25 protein-coding genes and 1 tRNA gene are annotated in these 24,375 nt (G+C 42.5%); 14 read left to right on the forward strand and 12 right to left on the reverse strand.

From position 1 onward, the window contains the following. Positions 1 to 3: 3 nt before the first annotated feature. Positions 4 to 2,826 (reverse strand): PAS domain-containing protein, encoded by a 2,823-nt coding sequence (locus V6M43_RS12425; protein WP_332735699.1) that lies wholly within the window; start codon positions 2,824 to 2,826, stop codon positions 4 to 6. Positions 2,827 to 2,846: 20 nt separating this feature from the next. Between V6M43_RS12425 and V6M43_RS12430 the strand changes: the two genes are divergently transcribed. The 6 genes from V6M43_RS12430 to V6M43_RS12455 all read left to right on the forward strand — a co-directional run bounded on the left by V6M43_RS12430 (position 2,847) and on the right by V6M43_RS12455 (position 7,124). Beyond that, positions 2,847 to 3,572, forward strand: a complete 726-nt coding sequence (locus tag V6M43_RS12430) for a Crp/Fnr family transcriptional regulator (protein ID WP_332735701.1) — start codon at positions 2,847 to 2,849, stop codon at positions 3,570 to 3,572. A gap of 110 nt (positions 3,573 to 3,682) precedes the next feature. Beyond that, entirely contained in the window at positions 3,683 to 4,345 is a 663-nt protein-coding gene (locus tag V6M43_RS12435) for an NADPH-dependent F420 reductase (protein WP_332735703.1), read from the forward strand. 26 nt (positions 4,346 to 4,371) lie between these two features. Beyond that, complete coding sequence (locus tag V6M43_RS12440; RefSeq protein ID WP_332735705.1) at positions 4,372 to 4,947, forward strand: YceI family protein; 576 nt, start codon at positions 4,372 to 4,374, stop codon at positions 4,945 to 4,947. A 5-nt stretch (positions 4,948 to 4,952) separates the two neighbouring features. Continuing rightward, positions 4,953 to 5,423: a DoxX family protein gene (locus V6M43_RS12445; RefSeq protein WP_332735707.1), complete on the forward strand. Its 471-nt coding sequence runs from the start codon at positions 4,953 to 4,955 to the stop codon at positions 5,421 to 5,423. A gap of 54 nt (positions 5,424 to 5,477) precedes the next feature. Continuing rightward, a complete protein-coding gene (ygiD, locus tag V6M43_RS12450; RefSeq protein ID WP_332735709.1) occupies positions 5,478 to 6,311 on the forward strand; it encodes a 4,5-DOPA dioxygenase extradiol in 834 nt (277 codons plus the stop codon). A 21-nt stretch (positions 6,312 to 6,332) separates the two neighbouring features. Then, positions 6,333 to 7,124 (forward strand): glucose 1-dehydrogenase, encoded by a 792-nt coding sequence (locus V6M43_RS12455; protein WP_332735711.1) that lies wholly within the window; start codon positions 6,333 to 6,335, stop codon positions 7,122 to 7,124. Positions 7,125 to 7,174: 50 nt separating this feature from the next. On the opposite strand, the gene V6M43_RS12460 is transcribed toward V6M43_RS12455, so the two are convergent. From V6M43_RS12460 to V6M43_RS12485, 6 genes are all read right to left on the reverse strand, one after another. Next, on the reverse strand, positions 7,175 to 7,864 hold the full coding sequence (locus V6M43_RS12460) for a hypothetical protein (protein WP_332735713.1): 690 nt from the start codon (positions 7,862 to 7,864) through the stop codon (positions 7,175 to 7,177). Between the two features lie 118 nt (positions 7,865 to 7,982). Next, a complete protein-coding gene (locus tag V6M43_RS12465; RefSeq protein ID WP_332735715.1) occupies positions 7,983 to 8,567 on the reverse strand; it encodes an ester cyclase in 585 nt (194 codons plus the stop codon). 43 nt (positions 8,568 to 8,610) lie between these two features. Beyond that, positions 8,611 to 9,063, reverse strand: coding sequence for a YybH family protein (locus V6M43_RS12470; protein WP_332735717.1), 453 nt, complete (start codon positions 9,061 to 9,063; stop codon positions 8,611 to 8,613). 30 nt (positions 9,064 to 9,093) lie between these two features. Then, complete coding sequence (locus V6M43_RS12475; protein ID WP_332735719.1) at positions 9,094 to 9,756, reverse strand: NADPH-dependent F420 reductase; 663 nt, start codon at positions 9,754 to 9,756, stop codon at positions 9,094 to 9,096. A 124-nt stretch (positions 9,757 to 9,880) separates the two neighbouring features. Next, the gene (locus V6M43_RS12480; protein ID WP_332735721.1) at positions 9,881 to 11,005 is read right to left on the reverse strand and encodes a hypothetical protein; all 1,125 of its coding nucleotides are present in this window, start codon (positions 11,003 to 11,005) and stop codon (positions 9,881 to 9,883) included. Between the two features lie 94 nt (positions 11,006 to 11,099). Further along, on the reverse strand, positions 11,100 to 11,720 hold the full coding sequence (locus V6M43_RS12485) for a Crp/Fnr family transcriptional regulator (RefSeq protein WP_332735723.1): 621 nt from the start codon (positions 11,718 to 11,720) through the stop codon (positions 11,100 to 11,102). A 146-nt stretch (positions 11,721 to 11,866) separates the two neighbouring features. Between V6M43_RS12485 and V6M43_RS12490 the strand changes: the two genes are divergently transcribed. Then, positions 11,867 to 12,898 (forward strand): LLM class flavin-dependent oxidoreductase, encoded by a 1,032-nt coding sequence (locus V6M43_RS12490; protein ID WP_332735725.1) that lies wholly within the window; start codon positions 11,867 to 11,869, stop codon positions 12,896 to 12,898. Between the two features lies 1 nt (position 12,899). Here the strand turns inward: V6M43_RS12490 and V6M43_RS12495 are convergent, their stop codons facing one another. From V6M43_RS12495 to V6M43_RS12505, 3 genes are all read right to left on the reverse strand, one after another. Continuing rightward, positions 12,900 to 14,066, reverse strand: coding sequence for an NAD(P)-dependent alcohol dehydrogenase (locus V6M43_RS12495; RefSeq protein WP_332735727.1), 1,167 nt, complete (start codon positions 14,064 to 14,066; stop codon positions 12,900 to 12,902). A 246-nt stretch (positions 14,067 to 14,312) separates the two neighbouring features. Beyond that, positions 14,313 to 14,699 (reverse strand): cyclophilin-like fold protein, encoded by a 387-nt coding sequence (locus V6M43_RS12500; RefSeq protein WP_332735729.1) that lies wholly within the window; start codon positions 14,697 to 14,699, stop codon positions 14,313 to 14,315. An 87-nt stretch (positions 14,700 to 14,786) separates the two neighbouring features. Next, the gene (locus V6M43_RS12505) at positions 14,787 to 15,353 is read right to left on the reverse strand and encodes a DapH/DapD/GlmU-related protein (RefSeq protein WP_332735731.1); all 567 of its coding nucleotides are present in this window, start codon (positions 15,351 to 15,353) and stop codon (positions 14,787 to 14,789) included. A gap of 301 nt (positions 15,354 to 15,654) precedes the next feature. Here V6M43_RS12505 and V6M43_RS12510 point away from each other — a divergent pair, with 301 nt between their 5' ends. Further along, positions 15,655 to 16,293 (forward strand): AraC family transcriptional regulator, encoded by a 639-nt coding sequence (locus V6M43_RS12510; RefSeq protein WP_332735733.1) that lies wholly within the window; start codon positions 15,655 to 15,657, stop codon positions 16,291 to 16,293. A gap of 98 nt (positions 16,294 to 16,391) precedes the next feature. On the opposite strand, the gene V6M43_RS12515 is transcribed toward V6M43_RS12510, so the two are convergent. Next, positions 16,392 to 16,463, reverse strand: a tRNA-Arg gene (locus V6M43_RS12515). 146 nt (positions 16,464 to 16,609) lie between these two features. Here V6M43_RS12515 and V6M43_RS12520 point away from each other — a divergent pair. Together V6M43_RS12520 and V6M43_RS12525 are read left to right on the forward strand one after the other, a co-directional pair. Further along, on the forward strand, positions 16,610 to 17,026 hold the full coding sequence (locus V6M43_RS12520) for a VOC family protein (RefSeq protein ID WP_332735735.1): 417 nt from the start codon (positions 16,610 to 16,612) through the stop codon (positions 17,024 to 17,026). A 41-nt stretch (positions 17,027 to 17,067) separates the two neighbouring features. After that, on the forward strand, positions 17,068 to 17,718 hold the full coding sequence (locus V6M43_RS12525; protein ID WP_039130860.1) for a tetratricopeptide repeat protein: 651 nt from the start codon (positions 17,068 to 17,070) through the stop codon (positions 17,716 to 17,718). A 34-nt stretch (positions 17,719 to 17,752) separates the two neighbouring features. Here V6M43_RS12525 and V6M43_RS12530 read toward each other — a convergent pair whose 3' ends face one another. Beyond that, positions 17,753 to 18,220 carry an SRPBCC family protein gene (locus V6M43_RS12530; RefSeq protein WP_332735741.1) on the reverse strand — a complete coding sequence of 156 codons (468 nt, stop codon included), beginning with the start codon at positions 18,218 to 18,220 and terminating at the stop codon, positions 17,753 to 17,755. Between the two features lie 97 nt (positions 18,221 to 18,317). Here V6M43_RS12530 and V6M43_RS12535 point away from each other — a divergent pair, with 97 nt between their 5' ends. The 4 genes from V6M43_RS12535 to metH all read left to right on the forward strand — a co-directional run bounded on the left by V6M43_RS12535 (position 18,318) and on the right by metH (position 24,371). Continuing rightward, positions 18,318 to 19,748, forward strand: coding sequence for an Ig-like domain-containing domain (locus V6M43_RS12535; protein WP_332735743.1), 1,431 nt, complete (start codon positions 18,318 to 18,320; stop codon positions 19,746 to 19,748). A gap of 27 nt (positions 19,749 to 19,775) precedes the next feature. After that, the gene (gene recR / locus V6M43_RS12540) at positions 19,776 to 20,390 is read left to right on the forward strand and encodes a recombination mediator RecR (protein WP_332735745.1); all 615 of its coding nucleotides are present in this window, start codon (positions 19,776 to 19,778) and stop codon (positions 20,388 to 20,390) included. Positions 20,391 to 20,661: 271 nt separating this feature from the next. After that, positions 20,662 to 21,681, forward strand: coding sequence for a homocysteine S-methyltransferase family protein (locus tag V6M43_RS12545; RefSeq protein ID WP_332735747.1), 1,020 nt, complete (start codon positions 20,662 to 20,664; stop codon positions 21,679 to 21,681). After that, positions 21,678 to 24,371 carry a methionine synthase gene (gene metH / locus V6M43_RS12550; RefSeq protein WP_332735749.1) on the forward strand — a complete coding sequence of 898 codons (2,694 nt, stop codon included), beginning with the start codon at positions 21,678 to 21,680 and terminating at the stop codon, positions 24,369 to 24,371. The genes V6M43_RS12545 and metH overlap by 4 nt, the downstream gene beginning before the upstream one ends. Positions 24,372 to 24,375 lie beyond the last annotated feature (4 nt).

The raw sequence follows: 24,375 nt of genomic DNA on the forward strand, positions 1-24,375 counted from the left end.
TCGTTATACCGGAAAATGAACTTTAAATGTTGTACCCTGTCCAGGTATGCTTTCAGCATTAATAAAGCCGTTGTGGTTCTCCACTACTTTTTTCACTATTGATAATCCCACCCCTGTGCCGCTATACTCTGTTCTTCCATGAAGGCGGGTAAACATCTGGAAAATCTTATCTGCATAGATCTGTTCGAAGCCAATACCGTTATCCTTCACCATAATAAGATGGTAATGCTGACCATTATTACTAATTATTGTTGCGCTAATATCAATGAGGGGAGCCACATCAGCCTTGCTATACTTAAGAGCATTGCTGATGAGGTTCTGAAAAAGTTGCTGCAATTGCCGGCGGTATCCTTTTATAACAGGAAGGTTTCCAATATTGATACTGGCTTTCTTCTCCTGTATATCCAATTCGAGGTCGTCAAGTACGTTTTGAATTTTTTGGTTCAGGTCGATACTTTCCATTTCAAGCGGCCTTTCACTAACATGTGAATAAAGGAGAAGGTCATCGATCAGGTTAACCATCCTTTCGGTAGCTTTTTCTATTCTGGCAAAAGAACTTAAATGTGTTTCCTGCAGGAGGGGATTCAACTGGGTTTTCAGATGCTGTGTAAAAAAGTGGATCTTCCTGATAGGCTCTTTGAGATCGTGTGAGGCAGCATGGGCAAATTCTTCCAGGTTTGTATTAGAGCGATTGAGCTCCCTTATGGTATTGTTGAGTGATTCATTTGCCTCTGCGAGTTGTTTGGTCCGCTTTTTCACTTCTGCCTCCAGGGCAAACTGTGTACGTCTTTGGGTGGTGATATCCTGTGCGGTACCTGCAATTTTTACAGGATTCATATTCTTGTCAAAATAAACCTGTCCCAGCGCCCTCACAATTCTTTGCTCGCCGGTTTTTTCATTTACAAGTTCATACTCTGCCTCATACCGGCTTTCGGAACCCGGTTTGACGGCATTATAAAAGGCATTCTCCACTTTTTGACGGTCATTCTCAACAATAATGGAAAGAAGTTTCTCAGGAGTGGCAATGGGCGAATCCAATCCCAGCATTTCCATATGCCTGTGGGAGAGTGTGGCAAGTTTAGAAGCAATATCCAAAGACCAGGTTCCAAGTTCTGCCAGTTCAACTGCATTTCTTAATGCGGCTTCCTTTTCTTCGATGTTGTGACGGGATAATATTTGTTGTGTTATATCCATCACAACTACCAGCACCGCTATAATATCACCCCCTTCATTTCTTTGGGGCTGGTAGGTATGTTCTATATACATCGTTACCTCTTCACCGTTTCGCATTACGCGAACAACATCCTCCTTGGCCATATAAGGTTCGCCGGTGCTCATTACTTTTCTGAGGCGATCATCAAATCCCTGTCCACTTAGTTCAGGTATTGCCGTTAGTAACGGCTTATCAATTAGCTCTTCAGCAGAACGGCCCGTTAATGAAGCATAAAATGGGTTTACCATTTTAAAGACAAGGTCATCGCCGGTAATGAGTGCGAGGCCAACCGGTGAATCATTAAAAGATGAGAGGAGTTCGCGGCGACTTTCTTCAATGCGTTGTTGCACCAGCACTTGTTCGGTAACGTCTACCGCCATATCGAGAATTCCATACACTTCACCCGAATCATTCAGCAATGGTTTGAAAGTATAATTATAATAACGAGTAGTTGGTATACCATTCACGATTAATTGAACAGGGGCGGCTATATCGCTGAAAGTTTCCCCTGATGTAAATACCTTATCCAATATACTTAAATATGGATCGTGTTGCATGGAGGGAACGGCATCTTCAAGACGCATACCAATCACTGAATGATCTTTACCCCATGCTTCTAATGTGAGGCGGTTTGCCAGTTCAATTTTCATTTCCCTTCCGGTGAAAAAGCAGATAGCGATAGGCGCTTCTTCAATAAGGGTACGAATCCGTTCTTCGCTTTCGCGAAGGGCAATTTCCGACTCTTTGCGTTCAGTAATATCTGTGGCGTGAACAATAACGCCAAGCACTTCCCCCTCTTCTGATTTATGCGGTGTATAGACGATCCGAAGCCATCGGTTATCATTCATTCGGGCGGGAGATCTCATTTCATATTGTTCCTGTTCTCCATTGTAGGCCCTGGAAAGATGGGGGAATACCATCTGGTATGCTTTTTCACCAACAAATTCAAGAACCGTTTTGCCAATAACTTCCTTGGAACCAACATTAAACCACTCCATGAAGCGCTGGTTGTATGACCTGTACCGCTGATCTTTATCCACATAAAAAATCATTGCCGGCACGGTATTGCTGAGGATTTCGAGATATGATTCACTCTCCTGTAATTGCCGGAAACTTGTCACTGATTTTGTGGTTTCAGTACATGTAACGAACACCCCGGCGGGATTACCGGATTCATCTGTTACGGGACTATAGCTGAAAGTCCAGTAAACATCTTCCATTTGTCCATTCCGAAAGATGGGCAGGTACTGGTCTTCATACCAGATCGCTTCACCGCCTTCCAGAATTTTTTGAATGAGCGGACCAATAAAATCCCAGATCTCCGGCCATGCCTCTTTACCGGGCATTCCCAGTATACCCGGATGTTTGCCATTATCACCGAGGCTGGGGCGATAGGCATCGTTGTAAAAGCAGATAGATTCCGGTCCCCAGAATAAAAACATGGGAAAGCGGGAATTCAGCAGCAGGCTTAGGTATATACGCAGGTTCTGTGGCCAGTTTTCAGGCTCGCCAACCAAAGATTGTGACCAGTTATGGTTACGCATCTTTTCTCCCATTTCACCCCCACCCTGTAAAAAAGGGAGAGGTATCTTTTTTCGTCCCGTCTCTTGCACCGGCTCTTTGATTTTAATACGTGAAAATAGCAGTAATTGTGCTGTTTAACAAGGCAGGATTCCTGCTTACTCTTAGTGCAGTTAGAGGAATTTCAAATAATAGTTGGGTTATGGAAGTTGAGTGCGTTGTTGCTGATGTAAATTGTGCCAACAATAAAGTTTTCATGTACGAATTATTCCTGCATAATTTCAACAGTAAGGTAAAGCTTACGGAGGAAGAAGAAGCTTTAATTAAAACTTATCTAACGCCTAAGAAGCTGCGAAAAAAGCAATATTTATTACAGGAGACTGATGTTTGCAAGTTCATGGCATTTGTTGAAAAAGGAGCTTTAAGAGCATATTCGGTAGATGAAATTGGAAAAGAGCATATCATCCAGTTTGCTTTGGAAGGATGGACAATTTCGGACCTCTATAGTTTTCTGACTGGCGAGCCTGCTACTTATAATATTGATGCTTTAGAAGATTCAGAGCTGGTGCTGATAAGCAAAGCTGCACATGAAGATTTATTGCTTAAACTTCCCAAATACGAAACCTATTTCAGGATCCAGGTAACCGGTGCCTATATAGCGATGCAGAAAAGACTTACATCTATTATCAGTTCACCTTTGGAAGAAAGGTATAAAAACCTCACTGCGCTCTATCCTACTATAGTGGAGAGGGTTCCACAGCATATGATTGCCTCTTATATGGGGCTGCAGCCGGAAACATTAAGCCGCATCAGAAGGAAGATCGCCACTAAGAAATAATCATCCCATTTACTATAAGCATTGACTAAAATCAATGCTTTTTCTTGTTTCAACGCATTGGAGCAGGGCATTGCCATGGGCTAATTTTGCCTTATCGAAATGAATGAAACATGAGGACAAAACAAACAATAGCAGTGATTGGTGCTACCGGAAATATGGGATCTGCTATTTCAAAAAGTCTGGCCCGTGGCAATTACCGGCTTCTCCTTATTGCAGGAAAGCCCGAGGAGGCGAAGACGCTGGCAAAACAGATAAGAAAAGAAAATGACGCTGCAGATGTGGAAGGAATTGAATGTTCGGTGGAGGCCACCTGGGAAGCGGATATAATCATTGCGGCGGTTCCTTATGCGGCGGAGAAAGCGGTAGCAGAAAAGATCAGGGAGAAGGCAAATCAAAAGATCGTTATCAGTATTTCCAATCCTTTGAACAGCACATATGATGGATTGGTTACTTCACCGGATACCAGTGCAGCCGAAGAGTTGCAAAAATTACTGCCAAATTCAAAAGTGGTAAAAGCATTCAACACCACATTCGCAGCCGACTTTTTTACACCTGTGATTGATGGCAAGCAAGTGGATGCTTTCATAGCGGGTAATGATGAAGAAGCCTTGAAAACAGTTTCTGAGCTGGTAAGCACAGCGGGATTCAATCCCATTATTGCTGGTGAATTACAAGTAAGCAGAACATTAGAAAATATGCAACTACTGCTGATACAGATAGGATTAAAAAATAACTATAACTGGTTAGCAGGATGGAAAATTTTACATAATTAATAATTAAACATTTCAACTAAAAAAACATGAAAAAGGTATTAACGTTTCTTACGCTCGCATTTCTAAGCAGTGCCGCATTTGCACAAACAACCTGGAAATCAGACCCTATGCATTCGAAGCTGGCATTCAGTACAACGCACCTTGGCATCTCTGATGTAGCCGGATTATTCAAGACCTTTGAGGTAACAATCAGCGGAAACCAGGCAAACTTCAGTGACGCAGTATTCACGCTTACAGCCGATGTTGGTTCAATTGATACTGAGATAGAAATGCGTGATAACCATTTAAAAAGTGCTGACTTCTTTGAAACAGAAAAGTTTCCAAAGATGAGCTTTACAAGTACATCCATTAAAAAGAGTGGAAAGGATAGGTACAAACTTACTGGTAATCTAACCATCCGCGATATAACAAAGCCGGTAACCATGGACCTCTGGTATAGGGGAACTGTAGATAATCCGCAGTCGAAAGCAAAAACAGCAGGGTTCCAGTTAACCGGAAAAATTAATCGTTCTGATTTTAAAGTAGGACCAAATTTTCCTGCACCAATGATCAGTGATGAAGTCAAGATCAAAGCAGATGGTGAGTTCACACAAAAGCCGTAATTATCATGAGAAAGATATTCAGTGTAAATAATAATTCAAAGGCAACAGATACAGCATTATTAATTGCCAGGATTGGAATAGCAGGATTGATGCTCACCCACGGCATTCCCAAATTGATGATGTTGTTGTCAGGAGGTCCGGTACAGTTTCCGCGGGTAATGGGAATGAGTGCAGAGGTATCATTGGGACTGACAATTTTTTCAGAAGTTCTCTGTTCGCTTTTAATACTGGTAGGATTTGGAACAAGGATCGCGGTCGTTCCGCTTATTATAACCATGTTGGTTGCGGTGTTTTTAATACATGCCACTGATCCGATGTCGAAGAAAGAACCGGGACTGCAATATTTACTCGTATACCTGGTATTACTTTTTGGTGGTAGCGGAAAATATTCGATCGACTACTTACTGGGAGGCGAAAAAGCAAAAAGCAGTAATCAGAGGGAAGAGAAAGATCCAACATTGGCCATTTACCAATAAGACTCAATGAAAAGGTAAGAATTCATAAAGACATTCGTCAAAGGAGCAATTACTATGACAGCATTATCAGCATTCAATAAATTTACCGATACGCTAAAAGAACAGGAGCAGGCAATGCCTGTTCTGTTCATTGGCCATGGCTCACCCATGAATGGGATTGAGGATACTGCATTCAGCCGGCGCTGGGCCGCGATGGCAAAGGAGATCCCAACACCTGCAGCGGTATTGGTTGTTTCGGCGCATTGGTTTAGCAAGGGCACCAAAATAACCGCCATGGATTTCCCCAAAACCATTCATGATTTCGGTGGATTTCCGCAAGAACTTTTTGATGTGCAATACAATGCCCCGGGCAATCCGGTACTAGCAAAGGAAACGGCAGCATTGGTTCATTCGGCGCAGGTTGAATTAGACCATGACTGGGGTTTAGATCATGGCACCTGGACGGTGGTGAGGCATATGTATCCCCAAGCCAATATTCCGGTGCTTCAGTTAAGCATTGACTATACAAAGGGTCCCCAGTATCATTATGACCTGGCCAGGGAGTTGCAGGCCTTAAGAAAGAAAGGTGTGTTGATTATCGGGAGCGGTAATATGGTCCATAATCTTCGTATGGTTGCCTGGGATAAGCTGAATGAGAATGAATTCGGATTTGACTGGGCATTACAAATGAACAGCAGGTTCAAGGAATTGATCATGGATAATGATCATAAGCAATTGATAAATTATCAAGGCCTGGGTAAGGAGGCGATGCTGGCTATTCCTACCCCTGAGCACTATCTGCCATTATTATACACACTTGGACTAAAGAAAACAAATGATGCAGTGTCATTCTTCAATGATAAGGCGGTTGCCGGATCATTGACCATGACATCCGTAAAGTTTGGATAGGTAACCTTCAAAATAAATTATATGAAAACGTTTGAAAACAAAGTAATCATTATTACAGGTGCTGCGATGGGACTTGGATTAGCCGCAGCAAAAGAGCTTGCTTCAAGAGGAGCATCGCTAAGCTTAGTGGATTACAATTCGAAAGTATTGGATGAGGCGAAGGATGAAATCAGCAAGGAATTTCCTGCTGTAAAGATCATTACTGTGGTAGCGGATGTATCAAGTGAGGAAGCGGTAAAGAATTATGTGGATATAACAGTGAAGGAATTTGGTCGAATTGATGGCCTTTACAACAATGCCGGGATTGAGGGAAGGCAGGCTGCTATTACGGAATATGATATCAATATATTCAAAAAGGTGATTGATATAAACCTGATGGGAGTTTACTATGCATTACGTTATATAATCCCCGTTATGCAAAAGCAGCAGTATGGCCGGATTGTAAACGTCGCTTCTGTAGGAGGCATACGTGGGGTGCTTAATCAAATGCCTTATGTTGCCAGCAAGCACGCTGTTTCGGGTATGACAAAAAATGCAGCACTGGAATATGGAAGGGATGGGATTATTTCCAATGCCATAGCTCCTGGAGCAATACTGACGCCAATGGTTGCAGAAGCATTTAAGCAGGTAAATCCAGCCGATCCTAAAGCGGCTGAGGCGGATTATGCAAAAGCGAATCCGACCAAGCGATTGGGATTACCGGAAGAGGTAGCAAAAGTGGTTGCTTTCCTGTTGAGTGATGATGCTTCGTATGTAAACGGGCAGACCATTGCCATTGACGGAGGTCAGAGCAATATTTATGGGAATGTTTAGGCCTCAGTTGTGCCATACACAAACCCCGGTTGAAAAACTTCAACCGGGGTTTAATATTTCTCTGTATTTATCTTTAAGTCGGAGAAATAACCTTCTGTTCCAATGTCCACCCAAAGACCAATAGAGCCCGATATATCCGCACCATGCTTCAGGTCAGTAACAATCAATGAGGGTTGAGTGTTATTACCAAGGAACAATTTTGCAACCGAACCCTTCACCTCTATTCTCATCGTTATCCATTTACCCATTTCCATATCTGAATAGGATTCATACTTTTCAGGTGACTCTTTTCTCAGTCTATCAAATTTGTAATCGGGATAGGAATAATATTGTATGGAATGATTGCGCCTTACCTGGTCACCTGCTCTTGCATTGGTGGGGCGTAAATAAATGCTTTCATACTTAGTATTATCATCGTTAATACGAAAAGCGATGCCTATAAAGCCTCTGGCGAATGCGGGCACATTCTTTAAAAGTTTGCTTAAAACTTTTACCTCAATGGTACCATTTTGAAAGTTTAGGTTTTTGATCTTAATAAATGTGGGTTCGTCAAATTCTTTGATACTGGAATCTTTAATAGCTTTTACAGCATTTTTGGAATTCATTTTTTCAAATGATATGCGAACATTTACTGCTTCCAGATTACCCGAATTCAAGTTTATCGACTGGGCGTTCAAATTGCCAGCAATAAGCAAACTGAAAGCCATTATTGATAAGGAGAAGCATTTCATCCTGAACATTTATTAAAGTTAACTGATATCGAAATAAGTTATTGTTCCAAAAAGGAAACTATGCACTGCTGCTGGCATAATCCCGACAGGTAAAATAGTGCAAGCAGAGAAATTAACGTGAACTTCATTACAATCCGATTTGTGTTGCATAGGTTTGGTTATCCCAGAAGAGATGCTCTTCTTTCATCACTCCATTCTCCCAAATACCAACAGTTGCCATAGGCATTTTGAATGCTTTCCCGGTGGGCTGAATAAATTTACCATTCCCGATTGGCATTGGCTTTGTAAAAGTTCCTTCAAAAACACCTGTAACAAGGGTATAGTTATCAGAGCCGAACATTATAGGATGTTCTTTGATACGGGTGTCGGGAGCATGTACAAAAAGTTTCTTCAGGTCTTCAATATGCACATCAATCCCCTCAGTTATATGACCATCAGGCCAGAACACTTTAATATTTTGTGCATGACTTTCTTTTATCCGATCCCACTTTTGATTACTGAACACATCATAGTCCAAGGCATCAAATATTTTCAGGCGACTGGAAATACTGTCGTTTGATGCGGTTAACTGAAGTGCAATTCTCTTCAGGCTGTCTATACTATCAATTGAAGTATTGGAGGTGGAAGTTGAAGATTGACAGCTTTGGATTATGACAAATGCTGAAATTAATAATAAGGTAAAATGTATTGACTTTGAGATTCTATTTTTCATTATTTACTTTTTTGTATTCGTTGATAGTAATTATATCATTAGCTTATTTTGCCTTATTGTACATATATCTTGCAATCTTCCAATTGCCATTAACTTTCTCGAATACGAACAGCTCCCGGTTTTCATCTGCTACAGTTTGACCGCTTGCCTTTATAATGAAGGAGCCTTTTGATGTTGACCTGGCGAAGGCATAGTTCCCATTAACAATAATCTCAATGATTGTAAATTCCAGACTGTATTTGTAATTATCGAATACATACTGGTAAGTACCCTTTACCTGTTCGGCCCCTTCAGCAGTGGGAGCTGCATTTGCCAGTAATACACCCTGCGAGGTATAAAGGCTTACAACTTTGTTTGCATCTGAGGCGTTTAATGCGTCACGATAAGCGAAGATCAGTTTCTCAATTTCAACTTTAGCATTTGTCTGCGCTTCTGCTTTACTTGGAAAAAATAAAAGTGATCCTAATATTACGATTGCGAATAATAATGATTTCATGTTTTCTTATTTAAATTGTTGAAGGATGTTTTAATTAGTTACAAGTACCTTTTCTCTTGCTTCTGATAAGGTTACAGCTTTACCCATGGCACCAAACTCATGGAGGTCTCCAAACACTTCAATTCGAATTGACTGGTCAATTTCGCCCACATTAACTGGTTCAAACCCATTATCTCGAATAAGTTCTTCTATGTCGTTATTGATGCTTGAAACGTCGGATGCATAAAAGAGCACTGCGGCGTCAGGCTTTTGAAAAGCAGTACCAGAAAGCGATGCAGCACCCAATGTTCCTAGTGCTTTTGCAAGTTTGGCTCCGGGGGGAAGTAGGGCAGAGAGAATTTCACCTGCAGACTCATTTTCGCCAATGATCTTCTTAAATCCACCCTTCTCATCTGGTGCAATAGGATTGGATGGGTCAACGATGATTTTACCATTCAGTTCATCCTTATAGGTTATGAAGAGCTCCTTGATTGCATCAAACCAAACAGCAAAAACAATAATGTCTGCTTCTTTGATAGCATCTGGAATTGCCAGAGGCTGAGCAAGGTTTCCAGCTTGTTGAGCAAACTCATTTGCCTTCTCAATTTTTCTGTCCGCAACAATTACTGAACGATTAGCTTTTATAAGATTAGCCGCAACTGCAGTTCCAATGTTACCAAGACCGATAACTGCTACTTTTGATTTAAGTTTCATATGAATGTATTTTTATAAAAATTATTTTGTTAATGCAAAGTTCCGTCGTGAGATCAGCTTCCTCCAATGACCTTGTTTAAGAAAGAGTCTTGATCTGGTTCAAGAATCGGAATACTGAACCGGATCATTTGGTAAATAATCCAGCTCGCAGATCGGCACCCAGTGTGCCGGGTTTAATATGCAGGAATCTTTTACTTGTCAGGTCTTCTACTATCTCCAATCTCCCATCCTTTCTTAAGGTTACATTCTTATTGATCGTGATCTTCGACTGGTTGGCTTTTTCTCCAAATCCATGGGCGCCTCCGCCTTTATTGACAAGAGAATTGTATCCAACTATTACTGAATTATCTATGCTATAGGATAGCTTTTCTTCTTTATCAAGCATCCATAACACATTTGCATTACTTACAACATTGTTGTAGAATTTGAAATCGTCTGTGGCAGACCAGGTCCAGACAATACCACCATAGCTATCAACAATCAGGTTGTGGTGAAAGGAAGATTTAGCAGCGGGACTATTCCACATAACCACGGCATCCTTAACACCATAGAACAGACAATGATCCACTTCCAATCCACTACCATTTGCTAAAACCCCCAGGTGATTTGCCATGACGTACTTGTTCCCAATAAACAAACATTGTGTTACCCTGAGGTCCTCAAGGTTTTTCCCCTCCCAAATAATCGGATAATTCCGGATTAAAATACCCGGGTATGGATTCTCATGAACAGGCTCTCCCAAAATTCTAAGTCCCTGGATAGTGACATGACTTTCCTGAATCATGATCCCAAAATTTTGTCCACCGGTTATTTTATTACTATCATTTTTCTCTACCGAAAAAGGCATAGTAGATAGTATTACAGGCATATCTCCGGGATTCCAGTTAGAATCATCAGGAAGAACTTCTGCACGGATTGTTAAACGGTTTTCTTTCGAAAACTCCCAATCCACCGGATTAAAATCCGCTGTTTCCTCAAGGGCATAAATTCCTTTGGAAATAAAAACTGAAATTGGCCCCTTGCCTTTGGCACTATTTATTCTTTTTGCTGTTTCGTTCAACGTTTTAAGAGGACTAGTTAGAATACCGCTATTAGCATTATTGCCTGTATTTGCATTTACATAAATATTTCCGCCTTCAGGAATTGAATATGCAAGCTTGTTGTCCTGGGCTGAAGATGAAACAGAACTGTTAATGAGTATGCCCAGCATTATTAAGATCAATACTATTGGGTGCTTTGTTGTAGACATTGTGAATTGTTTTAGCATTCTTTGTTAATGCAAAGCTCCGCCAATGGGGCAATGTGCTCCAATGACCTTGTTTAAGAAATACTCTTGATCTGGTTTAAGAATTGGAAGAATTGGAAGCCTTGCTGCGCTTGTTTCGCAGGCGGCTTAAAAATTCGGGCGTTATCCCTAAATAAGCGGCTATCTGAACTTGTGAGAGGCGGTTCATTAAGTGAGGATAGATTTCAAGGAAGGACTGGTATCGCTCATCGGCGGTGGAACTGATATTCTGAAGCAATCGTTCCTGTAAGCGAATGAAGCTTTTCTCCAATAGCACCCGAAAAATACGGTCAAACTTTGGGGCTTGCATATAGAGCGCGATGAGGTCGTCTCTGCTAATTTGCAGAACAACAGTATCTTCCAGTGCATCAATATTCAATGCAGAAGGTTTTTGGCCATGGTAACTACCAAGGTCATTGATCCAGTAATTTTCTGCTGCGAATTGAATGATATGGGTATTGCCTTTCTCATCAATTTTATACATTCTCAAACATCCCCTTACAACAAAATAGAGTTGCATACATATATCTCCTTCCTGAAGGAGGTACTGACGTTTGCGAAAGAGACGGGAGTGGAATTTTTCAATAACGAACTCCTTCTCATCCGCATTTAATGGAATAAGTCCATCAAAATAAGTAAGCAGTGGCTCAATGGAACTCTCTGAAGGGGAATTTTTCACAATATCTAAGATGCAAATTTATGGCGATATTTCATTGATTTTTATCAATGCCATTTCTTACCCTAAGTCAAGGGGTGTGATTTAGGCATTTAGTAGTTTTGTGTAAGAAAAAACATCACAGAACAACGGAATTAAATATTTAAAGGATGGAATTAGGATTAATCACTTTCGCAGACATGGAACCCGAAAATTTACCGGGAAATGGAATTAACGGAGAGCAGCGTATTAAAGATCTGCTGGAAGAAATTCAATTGGCTGATCAGCTCGGCCTTGATGTATTTGGAGTAGGTGAACATCACCGACCTGATTACGCAGTATCATCACCAGCCGTTATACTTGGTGCAGCGGCGGCAATAACTAAAAATATCAGGCTTGCCAGTGCGGTTACAGTATTAAGTTCTGATGATCCCGTTCGTGTTTACCAGCAATTTGCAACAGTAGATTTATTGTCGGGTGGAAGAGCCGAGATAATGGCAGGTCGTGGATCATTTATAGAATCATTTCCTTTGTTTGGCAATGACCTGGAAGACTATGATGAACTGTTTACAGAGAAGTTAGATCTGTTATTAGCACTCAATAAAAGCGAGGTAATTTCCTGGGAAGGAAAGCACCGGCCATCCATAAAAAACCGCGGAGTTTATCCGCGTCCATTTCAATCATCCATTCCTGTGTGGCTTGCGGCAGGAGGCACACCATCATCTGCTGTTAGAGCGGCAACTCTTGGCTTACCACTTATGCTGGCTATCATTGGGGGAATGCCGCATCAATTTGCTTCGTTTGTAAATCTTTATAAAGAGACTTTAAAGAGAACGGGTAAGGATGAGAAAAGTATGCAACTGGGCATCAACAATCATGTTTACATAGGAGAAGATTCACAACAGGCAGCAGATGAATTTTATCCTTACTACGCTAAGATGATGAACAGGGTTGGTAAAGAAAGAGGTTGGTCGCCGCTGACCCGCGACCAATATGAAGCGCTCCGAACTCCCAAAGCAGCCTTGATGGTAGGCAGTGTTCAGCAGGTGATAGATAAAATTTTATATGAACATGAATTGTTCGGTAATACCCGATTCCTGGCCCAGGCGAGTGTTGGAAATGTGCCACATAATAAGGTTATGAAATCTATAGAACTGTTTGGGACTAAAGTAGTTCCGGCAGTAAGGAAAGCGATCAATTAATTTAAAATGTTGCCGCATCAATCACATACCGGTAACGAGCTTCTTTGTTTAGCACTTTCGTCCAGGCATCATTGATTTGATCTGCTCTAATGATCTGTATTTGCGGAAAAACCTTGTTGTCTGCACAAAAGTCTACTACCTCTTGTGTTTCGGGCATGCCACCAATAAGCGAAGCGTTGAAATTGACGTGTGTATTAGCCAATCCAATATTGCTCAGCGTTAGATTGAATCCAACTGGCATACCTACCTGCGTAAAAAAGCCACCCCGTTTCACCACCGAAGCATAGGCAGCAACATCAAATTGCGTCGGAATGGTAGAAATCATGTAGTCAAGCTTTCCTTTATAAGGCTTCAACTTCGATACATCATCAACTACGATTGCATCTTTCGCTCCAAAACTAAGTATGTCATTTACTTTATCAGGCGATGTGGTAAATGCATACACATCCGCACCTTTCGCTACTGCCAGTTTCACCGCTAAATGTCCCAGCCCTCCTATACCCGCCACACCGATCTTATCGCCACGTTTGAAACCTGCATTCATTAATGGAGAATAAGTAGTTATACCTGCACATAACAATGGTGCTGCCTGTTCAAGAGGAATGTGGGCAGGAATATGGACGGCAAAATGATCACGCACAACAATGTTATTGGAATAGCCGCCTTGTGAAATACCTGAAGGCGATGTTTTATCAGGATAACCATAGGTGAAAACAGTAGCACCATTGTCACAAAACTGCTCTTCACCATGCTTGCAGCTTTCGCATTTCATGCAGCTGTCTACCATACAGCCAACACCAGCTCGGTCACCAACTTTAAACTTAGTAACCTTGCTGCCTACAGCGGTAACGATACCTGCTATTTCATGTCCAGGCACTTGCGGGTAAGGCTGCGCACCCCAATCGCCTTTCATTTGATGAATATCGGAATGGCAGATACTGGTAAACTTGATATCAATAAGAATATCATTGTCACCCACCGCTCTGCGTTCAAATTCCCAGGGGACTAATTTTCCAGAGGCATCTTTAGCGGCATAGCCTTTTGACTTGATGTTTTTCATAGTTGATTGGCCGAAAATTTGAAACGGACCCGCCAGTATTAATCCTGCACCAGCAAATGAAGTTTGTTGAATAAACTTTCTTCTTGATGATTCAAAATTGTCTTTCATGCAAATCATATTATTGTTATCAACCATTTTCATTTAAACTATTTCTTATTGTTATATTCTTCATCTGTCACTTTCTGTAACCAGGTAACGATTCCATTTTCTGTTTTAGGTAAAATGTACAATTGAAGCATACCGACATCAGGACTGGCTCCATGCCAATGTTCTACGTTTGGCGGGCATTTCACGGGTTTCATGCTATTCAGTTTATTTAGCTAATCTTATTATTGAGAATGTTCATCCTTATTACTATTGCAATGCAAACGTCACAGTTACATTGCCTGACCCTAGTGCAGAAGTCAATCCAGCCATATCATCAATACGTCCAATTGGTGTATAGTTATATGATGTTGAAAAGGATCTATAGAAAACCACCAAAGTGTTTGAGCCGTATAACATCAAATCTCCTGATTGTATAGTGCCCGGATTTGATGCGTTAGCCGGCAGATTATCAGGCATGTCAAAATACTTTTCATTAGCATTTAAATCTCTCATGTTAACTGTCATGGGCAATCTTGTCTTAAATGCTGTTACAGTAGGGTTGTTATAGAGTGTTGCAGTGAAAGCAATTGTGCCGATTATTATTTTCAGTTTCATACTGTCTTTATTTAAAACATTATTGGGGTTGCCTGTCATGTCGTTAGTTTTATTAGAGCAGGCAAAAAGCTGGAGGCAGATGAGACAGAACAAGAAGGCTATTAGAGATTTCATAGTATTACTGCATTAGATGTTTTTAATATGTTTCGCAGGAATGCCGCCTACAACTGTATTAGCAGGAACATCCTTTGACACTACGGCTCCTGCCGCCACAATAGCATTCTCACCTACAGTTACGCCTTGTAAAATGGTGGCATTAGCACCAATCCACGCATTCTTTTTAATATGTATTCTTCCCACAGTAAGGGTCTGTCGATTATTGGCTGCAAGAGGATGTCCTTCAGATACAAGACTTACCTTGGGAGCTAGCATTACATCATCATCAATGGTAATGCCACCCAGATCGAGAAATGTACAATCGAAATTGATAAACACATTTTTCCCGATTCGGGTATTCTTTCCATAGTTGACTTGAAACGGCGGAAAAATCATTGAAGTGGCATCAATGTCAAACCCTGTTATCTTCCTCAACAGAGTCATAATCTCTTCCCCATCTGATGCAGCGTTTAACTGAACCAATAACTTTCTGGTTTCATTACAGGAATTAATAATCCTGAAATAATCCGGATCGCTGAATGGAACAGCTTCACCATTTAATAACCTTTGAAAAATATCTGTGCCTTGTACATCCATGTTTTAAAGTCTTTACTCTGTAAAGGTAATATAGCTTGATAAGCTAATTGGTACACTTATTACGCAAATAGTTTCAAATATTACGTATACTTACAAAAGGCAGCAATCCGCAAATGAGTTAGGAGATATGGAGAAGATCATCTTGCAGGAATTTTCCAGGATCGGGAAATTTCCAGAATACTATATAGAACATTATCATACGCATATACTGTGTACCAGAGGGTCTATAAACTTTGTTTTCAATAATAAATCATATTCAGCTAAAGCGGGTGAATTTGTATTTTGGTTTGCCAATAGCCAAGTGACAGACATCAGCTTTTCAAGAATTTTCAAAGCACATGTCTTATTTATAGAAAAAAGTTTTCTGGACAATAATATTCCTGATCAAAACTGGAGTATTGATGTCATATTACATTCCAGGGCAAATCCAATATTGCACTTATACGATAAAAATGACAAGGTAAAAGTCGTTTCGAACTTTTCACTTCTATATAATAGATTTCTGGAATCCGGACATCGGTTTTACAATGAAACACTGCAATTACAGATGCAGCTGTTCCTTTTTGAAATGTGGCACATCTTTGCAAATGAATATGAGCGCCGGAAACGCACGGTAGAAAGTGGATCGCTGTACGAGCAGTTTATGCACCTGGTAGAAGAACATTGTATGGAAGAACGTGAAGTGCAGTTTTACGCCAATCGGCTGAACATTACTGCGAAGCATTTGAACTACGTAAGTAAACAAAATACGGATGTTACCGCATCGGAATGGATACAACGGTACGCCAAGGAAAGAATTATACTGCTTCTGAAAAACAAAAATCTAAATATTGCTGAGATTGCCGATAAGATGGAGTTCTCAAGCCGTTCCTTTTTCACCCGTTACGTAAAAAAATTGTTAGGTGTAACTCCAAGTGAATTCAGGAACCGATTGGCGTAAGTAAGCAAAATCTTACCTCTTACCTCTCAGATGGTGAAGGCCTTCAAGTGCTGAAGGTGGAGGAAGGCCCGCCTACGCTAAAGCTTCGGCGGACGGAGTAGTCCCGACAGGAATCGAACCTGTATCTAAAGTTTAGGAAACTTCTATTCTATCCATTGAACTACGGGACCATCGGAATCTGAATTCCGGGGCAGCAAAAATACAGGTTTTGACATTACGTCGCACCTATTCGGAAAAATCGCTAGCTTAACAGCAGGAGAGTTTTCGCATGAAATATTTCATCATACCTATCGCATTAATTTTTACTGTCTTGATTATGAGCACCGATAGTAATGCCCAGCCTGCAAAGGGTAAAGCCCGCATCAATCATATGGCGTTATCAGTTACCGACCTGAAAGTGAGCGCACCTTTCTATGATGATATAATCGGACTTGATACCATCCCGGAACCTTTTCATGATGGCCTGCATACATGGTTCTCCATCGGTGATAAGGCGCATCTGCATTTGATCCAGGGTCGAAAACCAAATGATCCGGTTCCTAATAAGAATACCCATTTATGTTTTAGTTCAGGTGACCTGGATGCGCTCATAGCCACCCTGAAAAAGCATAATATCTCTTTTGAAGATTGGGCTGGCACAAAGGGCAAGGTGAACATCAGGGTTGATGGAATCAGGCAGATCTGGTTCCAGGATCCCGACGGCTATTGGATTGAAGCCAATGATGATTTTTAAACCACCCCCAGTTCCCTATCTTTGCGGTCCATTTCACAACTATGAAGTTTTACACTATTGTTATCAAATACAGGCTCCAACTGGCGGCCTTATTTCTAATCATTGCTATAATCACAAATATTTATGCGGGTTTCTGGCCTGCATTCCTCCCTTACCTGATTGGGGTGGTGCTGATTTTTGGCCATTTCTTTTTTGGCCCCATGCGCCTTATCCAGGAGTATATGGAATCGGGTGATATGGAAGGTGCTGAAAAGGTTTTATCGTCCATTAAATATCCGCAGCTACTTTATAAGCCTATCCGTTCTGTTTACTACACGTTGAAGGGCAATATCGCTATGATGAAGCAGGACTTTGATGGTGCGGAGAAGATGATGAAAAAGGGCCTTGATCTCGGTATGCCCATGAAAGAAGCTGAAGGTGCCAGCCTGTTGCAAATGGGGATGATCGCGATGCAGAGAAGTGATATCAAGGGTGCGGAGAACTATATCCGCTCTGCCCTGCGCAAAGGCCTTCCTGATAAAGAAAATGAAGCTGCCGCCTACCTCCAGATGTGTTCAATCATGATGACCCGACGCGAGTTTCGCTCAGCAAAAGATTTCTTCCGCAAAGCCAAGGCACTGAAGCCAAAGACCCCTCAGATCGTTGAGCAGATCCAGCAGATTGAGAAGTATATAGCGAGAATACCGGGTTAGAGGGATGGAGAGATGGAGGGATGGAAAGAGACTGTTAGTGCAGGGTTCCGAAGAGTTCTTCAACTTTTTTGAAGCGATAGTGGAAGATTTCTGCTAATTGTTTTTTGACGAAAAGGGTATTGGCAATATCACCCAGCCATCCCAACGGTATTTTATAATGCACGATATCGGTCATCTCAACGCCCCCGTCAATTTCCCGGAAATGATGCTGGTGATGCCAGAGGCTGTAAGGTCCATAGCGCTGCTCATCCACGAAAAAGCGCTGGGGTTCAACATGGGTGATTTCTGTCATCCAGTAGAGCGGTACCCCAAGAACCGGCTTCACGGTATATTCGATGAGCTGTCCCGGGTACATCTTATCCCCATGATGTTTTGAAATGATCCTGAAATCCATCTTAGAGGGGGTGATGACGGAAAGGTTGGCGGGACTGGAAAAGAAATCCCATGCCTGCTTTAAATCCACGGGTAAACGTTGTTCTGTACGGAGAGAATGGACTGCCATCGAAAATATTTGAGTAATAACAACCATTTCTTATGAAAAAGGTTCAGGGAGAAGCGAAGGAAAGCGGCTAAGTTTGCATCTTTAAAAGAAGCCATCAATGAGGCCATTCCGCCCTGTTTTTTCATACGCAACTTTTTTGGTAATTGTTTTTATCACCCTGCTAGTATTGTTTGAGAGTTGTGCCAATGTTATTCCGCCAACCGGTGGCCCACGTGATACTATCCCCCCCATTCCCGTATCTATAAAGCCTGCGGATTCAACCCTTAATTTCAAGGGCGACCGGATCGAGCTGGTCTTCAATGAATATGTACAGCTTGGTGAACTCCAGAAAAATCTTGTTGTGAGTCCCACCCCTAAAGTATTTCCTGTTGTGACTTCACGTCTTCGGACTATCACCATCCGCATAAAAGACACCCTCGACCCCAACACTACTTATGTACTGGATTTTGGAAAGAGCATTCAGGATATCAATGAAAGCAATCCCCTCACTGGTTTTCGGTATGCGTTCTCTACCGGGCCATACCTGGATTCGCTGGAATTAGGGGGAGTAGTTACCCTTGCTGAAACGGGTAAGACGGATAGTACCATGATCGTGATGCTGCACAATAATTTAGAGGACTCTGCTGTAACCAATGAGCGTCCGCGATATTATACAACGGTAGACAGCTCGGGCCGGTTTCTGTTCCGTAACCTTGCGCCTGGAACCTATGACCTTTATGCATTGAAAGATGATGGGGGTAGCAGAAGATATATGTCGCCCGGCCAGCTCTTTGCTTTTGCTGATAGTCCATTGGTTATCAGCGGGGAAACTGCGCCTGTTGAGCTATTAGCATATTCTGAGCCCGAGCCACCGAAGCCAGTGAAAGCTGCTCCAAAGGCGCCCACCAGTCGCAGGGAAGAGAAGGAAGCGGAACAAGACAAGCGACTTCGATTTGGAACCAGCCTTGAAAACGGACAGCAGGATGTGCTGAAGCCCCTTACCATAACTTTTACTGATCCCCTCAAATCATTTGACAGTTCCAAGCTGATATTTGCCGATGCGCAGTTCAAACCAATTGAAGGATATACCCTTGAGAGGGATACAACCAACAGGATCTTCACCCTTACTTATAACTGGCCGCTGGAGCAGGAGTTTGTGCTGATCTCGGAAAAGGGGATGGCGGAAGACAGTTTAGGTAAGAGTACACTGCGCAATGACACTTTACGGTTCCGGACCATGAAGGAAACTGATTATGGCAGTATAAAATTCAGGATCGCGAATTTAGATACTGCACGGAATCCTGTACTACAGCTGGTACAGAATAATAATGTTTTGTTTAGTTACCGGATCAGGGGAAGGGATTTGGTGATCCCAAGATTCAGACCCGCCGAATTTGAATTGAGAGTACTATATGATACTAACGGAAATGGCGTTTGGGACCATGGTATTTTCTATGGCGAGCGTCGTCAACCCGAGCGTGTTCAGGCTATCGGGAAAAAAGTGAATATCAAGGGCAACTGGGACAATGAGATCGACATCTCCCTCTAAAGGCTCAATACTTTATATCTTTGCAGGATGCAACTCCCCTCTGCCTTATTGGAACATGCTGTCAGTGAATTCAGTAAATTACCGGGTATCGGGAAGAAGACTGCATTACGACTGGCCCTGCACCTGCTAAAACAGGATACCGATAAAGTCAGGGCTTTTGGGGAAGCCATTGTACGGATGCGGGAAGAGATCCATTTCTGCCAGCGCTGCTTCAATATTTCGGATACACTTCTCTGTAGCACCTGTTCAAATCCCATGCGAAAGCAGGACCTGATCTGCGTTGTGGAAAGTATCCGTGATGTGATAGCTATTGAGAGTACCCAGCAATTCAGCGGAACCTACCATGTGCTGGGAGGTGTGATATCGCCGCTGGACGGGGTTGGTCCCGACCAGTTGAATATTGAACCCCTGCTGGAGCGGGCGCGCTCGGGTGATATCAACGAGATCATTTTCGCCCTTAACCCCAATATTCAGGGAGATACCACTATCTATTATATACAGAAAAAGCTATTACCCTCTCCTATCCGTTTTACCACCATAGCGCGTGGAATTTCCTTTGGTGGCGAGCTGGAGTATGCGGATGAGATGACATTGGCAAGGAGTCTTCAGCATAGGATGCCGGTGGAGCAGTTAAGAGTTTAGCATTTCGCCTTTCCCATTTTCCTTATCTTTGCAACCGCACAGGTGGATTTATTTATTGTTCGACCTGTCGCCGCCTTAATTGGTGGGTTAACAGAACTAATAAATGCTCCCGAAACGTTCCGTTTTGTTTCCCCCGCGTTTATTGAGTTCGTATTGTTGAACTACGGTTTTTTTGTTTAGGCAATTGGCAATAGTCAAAAGAGCATTCCATGCTAATATCAATTGACTACTCGCTATTGCCTGTAGCACTCAAACCAAACAGAATTTAAATATGACCGATATACGATCTGAATTGAACCGCCGCATCCTCATTATTGATGGCGCCATGGGTACCATGATCCAGCGACATAAGTTAACAGAAGCTGACTACCGCGGCAAACGATTTGCCGACTGGCCCTCTGACCTGAAAGGCAATAATGATCTGCTTTGTTTAACACAGCCGGAAATCATTGAAGGCATACACCGCGAATATCTTGAAGCCGGTGCTGATATCATTGAGACCAATACATTTAACTCGCAGAGGGTGAGCCTCGCCGATTACCAGATGGAATCGTTGGCCTATGAAATAAATTTTGAAGCTGCTCGTATTGCACGCAGAGCGGTAGACGATTATAATGCAAAAGACCCTTCAAAGCCCCGATATGTTGCCGGCTCACTCGGACCAATGAACAAAACATTGAGCCTGTCGCCAGATGTAAACAATCCCGGCTATCGTGGATTGAGTTGGGATGAGGCAGTGTCAGCTTATTACGAACAGGTGAAGGGATTGGTAGAAGGAGGATCGGACCTGTTGTTGGTTGAAACGATCTTTGATACACTCAATGCAAAGGCCGCTATCTATGCCATCAAAAAATATTTCCAGGATACGAAAAAGAAGGAGCTGCCTATCATGATCAGCGGCACTATAACAGATGCTTCCGGAAGAACATTGAGCGGACAAACTTTGGAGGCCTTTTATATTTCGGTTATGCATGCCCGGCCTTTGAGCATAGGGCTGAATTGTGCATTGGGTGCGGCTGATATGCGAAGTCATATTGAGGAGCTAAGCCAGAAAGCAGCCTGTTATACATCGGCTTATCCCAATGCCGGACTCCCTAATACCATGGGAGAATATGATGAGCAACCAGAGGAAACTGCACACTTCATTGAAGAGTGGGCAAAAGAAGGTTTTGTAAATATTGTTGGCGGATGTTGCGGAACAACACCCGATCATATCAGGCATATTGCAGAACACGTAAAAAAATTTCCACCCAGACAACTTCCAGTTGTTGAAACAGCTATTACAGCATGACCACTATACAACCATATTTAAGATTGGCGGGGCTTGAACCCCTTATTGTTAGGCCGGAAACGAATTTTGTAAATATTGGCGAACGTACCAATGTAACCGGGTCCAAGAAATTTGCACGACTGGTTCGCGATAATAAATATGAAGAGGCATTATCGGTTGCACGCCAGCAGGTGGAGAATGGAGCACAGATCCTGGATGTAAACATGGATGACGCCATGCTCGATGGGGTGGTGGCCATGACAACATATCTCAACCTCCTGCAGAGTGAACCTGATATTGCGAAGATCCCTATCATGATCGACTCTTCTAAGTTTGAGATCATTGAGGCAGGTTTAAAATGTGTGCAGGGAAAATGCATTGTGAACTCCATCTCCATGAAAGAAGGTGAAGATAAATTCATTCGCGAAGCCAATATCTGTAAACTTTTCGGAGCTGCTGTTGTGGTGATGGCCTTTGATGAAAAGGGTCAGGCTGACACGCTTGAACGGAGGGTTGATATTTGTACCCGTGCATATAAGATACTTACAGAACAGGTGGGATTTGATCCACAGGACATCATCTTCGATCCAAATATTTTTGCCATTGCTACAGGCCTTGAGGAACATAATAATTATGCCGTTGATTTCATTGAGGCCACGCGCATCATCAAGCAACGTATGCCGCTGGCGAAGATCAGTGGCGGGGTGAGTAATCTATCCTTTTCTTTCCGTGGTAACGATCATGTGCGCGAGGCCATGCACAGTGTATTCCTGTTCCATGCCATTAAAGCCGGTATGGATATGGGTATCGTTAATGCCGGGCAGTTGGTTGTATACGATGAAATAGAACCGGGACTGAAACAGTTGTGTGAGGATGTAATCTTCAATAGAAATAATGACAACAATGAAGCAACGGAGCGGTTGATACAGTTTGCCGAAACTGTTAAGGCAAAAGGAAAGGAGATCATAAGGGATGAGGCCTGGAGAAATGATTCGGTGGAAGCGAGACTCACACATTCACTTATCAACGGAATAACGGATTATATAGAGCTTGATACAGAAGAAGCGAGGGTGAAATATCCACGGCCTCTTGATGTGATTGAAGGTCCGCTTATGGATGGGATGAATGTGGTAGGTGATCTATTCGGTGCTGGTAAAATGTTTCTTCCGCAGGTGGTGAAGAGTGCGCGGGTAATGAAGAAGAGTGTTGCCTGGCTTACGCCCTATATTGAAGAGGAGAAAAGAAACAATCCTGATGCCCAGCAGGGAAGTGTTGCGAAAGTGTTGCTTGCAACGGTGAAAGGAGATGTACATGATATCGGGAAAAATATTGTAGGGGTGGTACTGGGATGTAATGGATATGATATCATTGACCTGGGTGTAATGGTTCCTGCTGATAAAATTCTAGACACAGCTATTAAGGAGAATGTTGACATAGTTGGATTGAGTGGGTTGATAACGCCATCCCTTGATGAGATGGTGCATGTAGCGCATGAGATGAAGCGTAGGGGAATGACGCAGCCTTTGTTGATTGGTGGCGCTACTACAAGTCGGCAACATACGGCGGTGAAGATCGCGCAACAATATGATAACGGTGTGGTATATGTGCTGGATGCTTCAAGGAGTGTGACTGTTGCGGGGTCATTGCTAAATAAGGATCAGAAGGAAAAATTTCTTTCAGATACTGCGGTGGAATATGAGAAGCTTCGCGATGATTTCAATAAGAAACGAACCATCAAACAATACCTGACCTATGAGCAGGCACAGAAGAATAAAGTTGCGATAGACTGGGGTTCTTATACACCGGTTAAGCCAGGTTTCACAGGCACAAAAGTACTGGAGGATATAGACCTCTCTGTACTGCGCGGTTATATTGATTGGGGACCATTCTTCATTGCCTGGGAATTGGGTGGACGTTTCCCCCAATTACTGGAAGATGAAGTGATTGGCAAGGAAGCAACTAAACTGTTTAATGATGCCAATGCACTCCTGGACGAATTGATAAAGGAGAAGTGGCTGACAGCGAAAGGAGTTGTAGGATTCTGGCCTGCCAATACTGATGGTGGAGATACTATTATTGTAGATGAGGGAAACAGGCAAATAAGACTTGAATCACTACGGCAGCAAATAAAGAAAACCGCAGGTCAACCTAACTTTTCACTTGCTGATTTTATCATGCCGGCCGATGAAGGTAAAACAGATTATATCGGTGCCTTTTCGGTTACTGTTGAAGGTATAGAAGAACATATCAAGGCATTTGAATCGAAACATGATGATTACAACAAGATCATGTTACAGGCTCTTGCTGATCGTTTTGCAGAGGCATCAGCTGAATACCTGCATGAGAGAGTGAGAAAGGAATTCTGGGGATATGCGCCGGAAGAAAAGTTGGGTACGGAAGAGTTAATCAAAGAAACATATACCGGTATTAGGCCTGCACCTGGCTATCCCGCTTGTCCGGATCACACAGAAAAGTACAAGCTGTTTGACTTATTGGGAGGCGAGGCTGTAACGGGAATACACCTGACGGAGTCATTGGCGATGTATCCTGCTGCATCTGTATGTGGATGGTATTTTGCGCATCCCAGGAGCCAGTATTTTGGTGTTGGTAAGATAAAGCCCGACCAGGTGGCGGCTTATGCACAAAAGAAGGATATGCCACTTGAAGAAATTACACGATGGTTAAGACCGATACTTGAAGAAGAGGCCTGATATT

It is taken from the genome of Flavihumibacter sp., assembly GCF_036676075.1.
Taxonomy (GTDB): domain Bacteria; phylum Bacteroidota; class Bacteroidia; order Chitinophagales; family Chitinophagaceae; genus Flavihumibacter.

Coding starts and splice junctions, on each gene's coding strand:
- V6M43_RS12435 (WP_332735703.1), top strand. CDS start 3,683: ATGAGGACAAAACAAACAATAGCAGTGATTGGTGCTACCGGAAATATG.
- V6M43_RS12440 (WP_332735705.1), top strand. CDS start 4,372: ATGAAAAAGGTATTAACGTTTCTTACGCTCGCATTTCTAAGCAGTGCC.
- V6M43_RS12445 (WP_332735707.1), top strand. CDS start 4,953: ATGAGAAAGATATTCAGTGTAAATAATAATTCAAAGGCAACAGATACA.
- ygiD (WP_332735709.1), top strand. CDS start 5,478: ATGACAGCATTATCAGCATTCAATAAATTTACCGATACGCTAAAAGAA.
- V6M43_RS12455 (WP_332735711.1), top strand. CDS start 6,333: ATGAAAACGTTTGAAAACAAAGTAATCATTATTACAGGTGCTGCGATG.
- V6M43_RS12460 (WP_332735713.1), bottom strand. CDS start 7,864: ATGTTCAGGATGAAATGCTTCTCCTTATCAATAATGGCTTTCAGTTTG.
- V6M43_RS12465 (WP_332735715.1), bottom strand. CDS start 8,567: ATGAAAAATAGAATCTCAAAGTCAATACATTTTACCTTATTATTAATT.
- V6M43_RS12470 (WP_332735717.1), bottom strand. CDS start 9,063: ATGAAATCATTATTATTCGCAATCGTAATATTAGGATCACTTTTATTT.
- V6M43_RS12475 (WP_332735719.1), bottom strand. CDS start 9,756: ATGAAACTTAAATCAAAAGTAGCAGTTATCGGTCTTGGTAACATTGGA.
- V6M43_RS12480 (WP_332735721.1), bottom strand. CDS start 11,005: ATGTCTACAACAAAGCACCCAATAGTATTGATCTTAATAATGCTGGGC.
- V6M43_RS12490 (WP_332735725.1), top strand. CDS start 11,867: ATGGAATTAGGATTAATCACTTTCGCAGACATGGAACCCGAAAATTTA.
- V6M43_RS12495 (WP_332735727.1), bottom strand. CDS start 14,066: ATGAAAGACAATTTTGAATCATCAAGAAGAAAGTTTATTCAACAAACT.
- V6M43_RS12500 (WP_332735729.1), bottom strand. CDS start 14,699: ATGACAGGCAACCCCAATAATGTTTTAAATAAAGACAGTATGAAACTG.
- V6M43_RS12505 (WP_332735731.1), bottom strand. CDS start 15,353: ATGGATGTACAAGGCACAGATATTTTTCAAAGGTTATTAAATGGTGAA.
- V6M43_RS12520 (WP_332735735.1), top strand. CDS start 16,610: ATGAGCACCGATAGTAATGCCCAGCCTGCAAAGGGTAAAGCCCGCATC.
- V6M43_RS12525 (WP_039130860.1), top strand. CDS start 17,068: ATGAAGTTTTACACTATTGTTATCAAATACAGGCTCCAACTGGCGGCC.
- V6M43_RS12530 (WP_332735741.1), bottom strand. CDS start 18,220: ATGGCAGTCCATTCTCTCCGTACAGAACAACGTTTACCCGTGGATTTA.
- V6M43_RS12535 (WP_332735743.1), top strand. CDS start 18,318: ATGAGGCCATTCCGCCCTGTTTTTTCATACGCAACTTTTTTGGTAATT.
- recR (WP_332735745.1), top strand. CDS start 19,776: ATGCAACTCCCCTCTGCCTTATTGGAACATGCTGTCAGTGAATTCAGT.
- V6M43_RS12545 (WP_332735747.1), top strand. CDS start 20,662: ATGACCGATATACGATCTGAATTGAACCGCCGCATCCTCATTATTGAT.
- metH (WP_332735749.1), top strand. CDS start 21,678: ATGACCACTATACAACCATATTTAAGATTGGCGGGGCTTGAACCCCTT.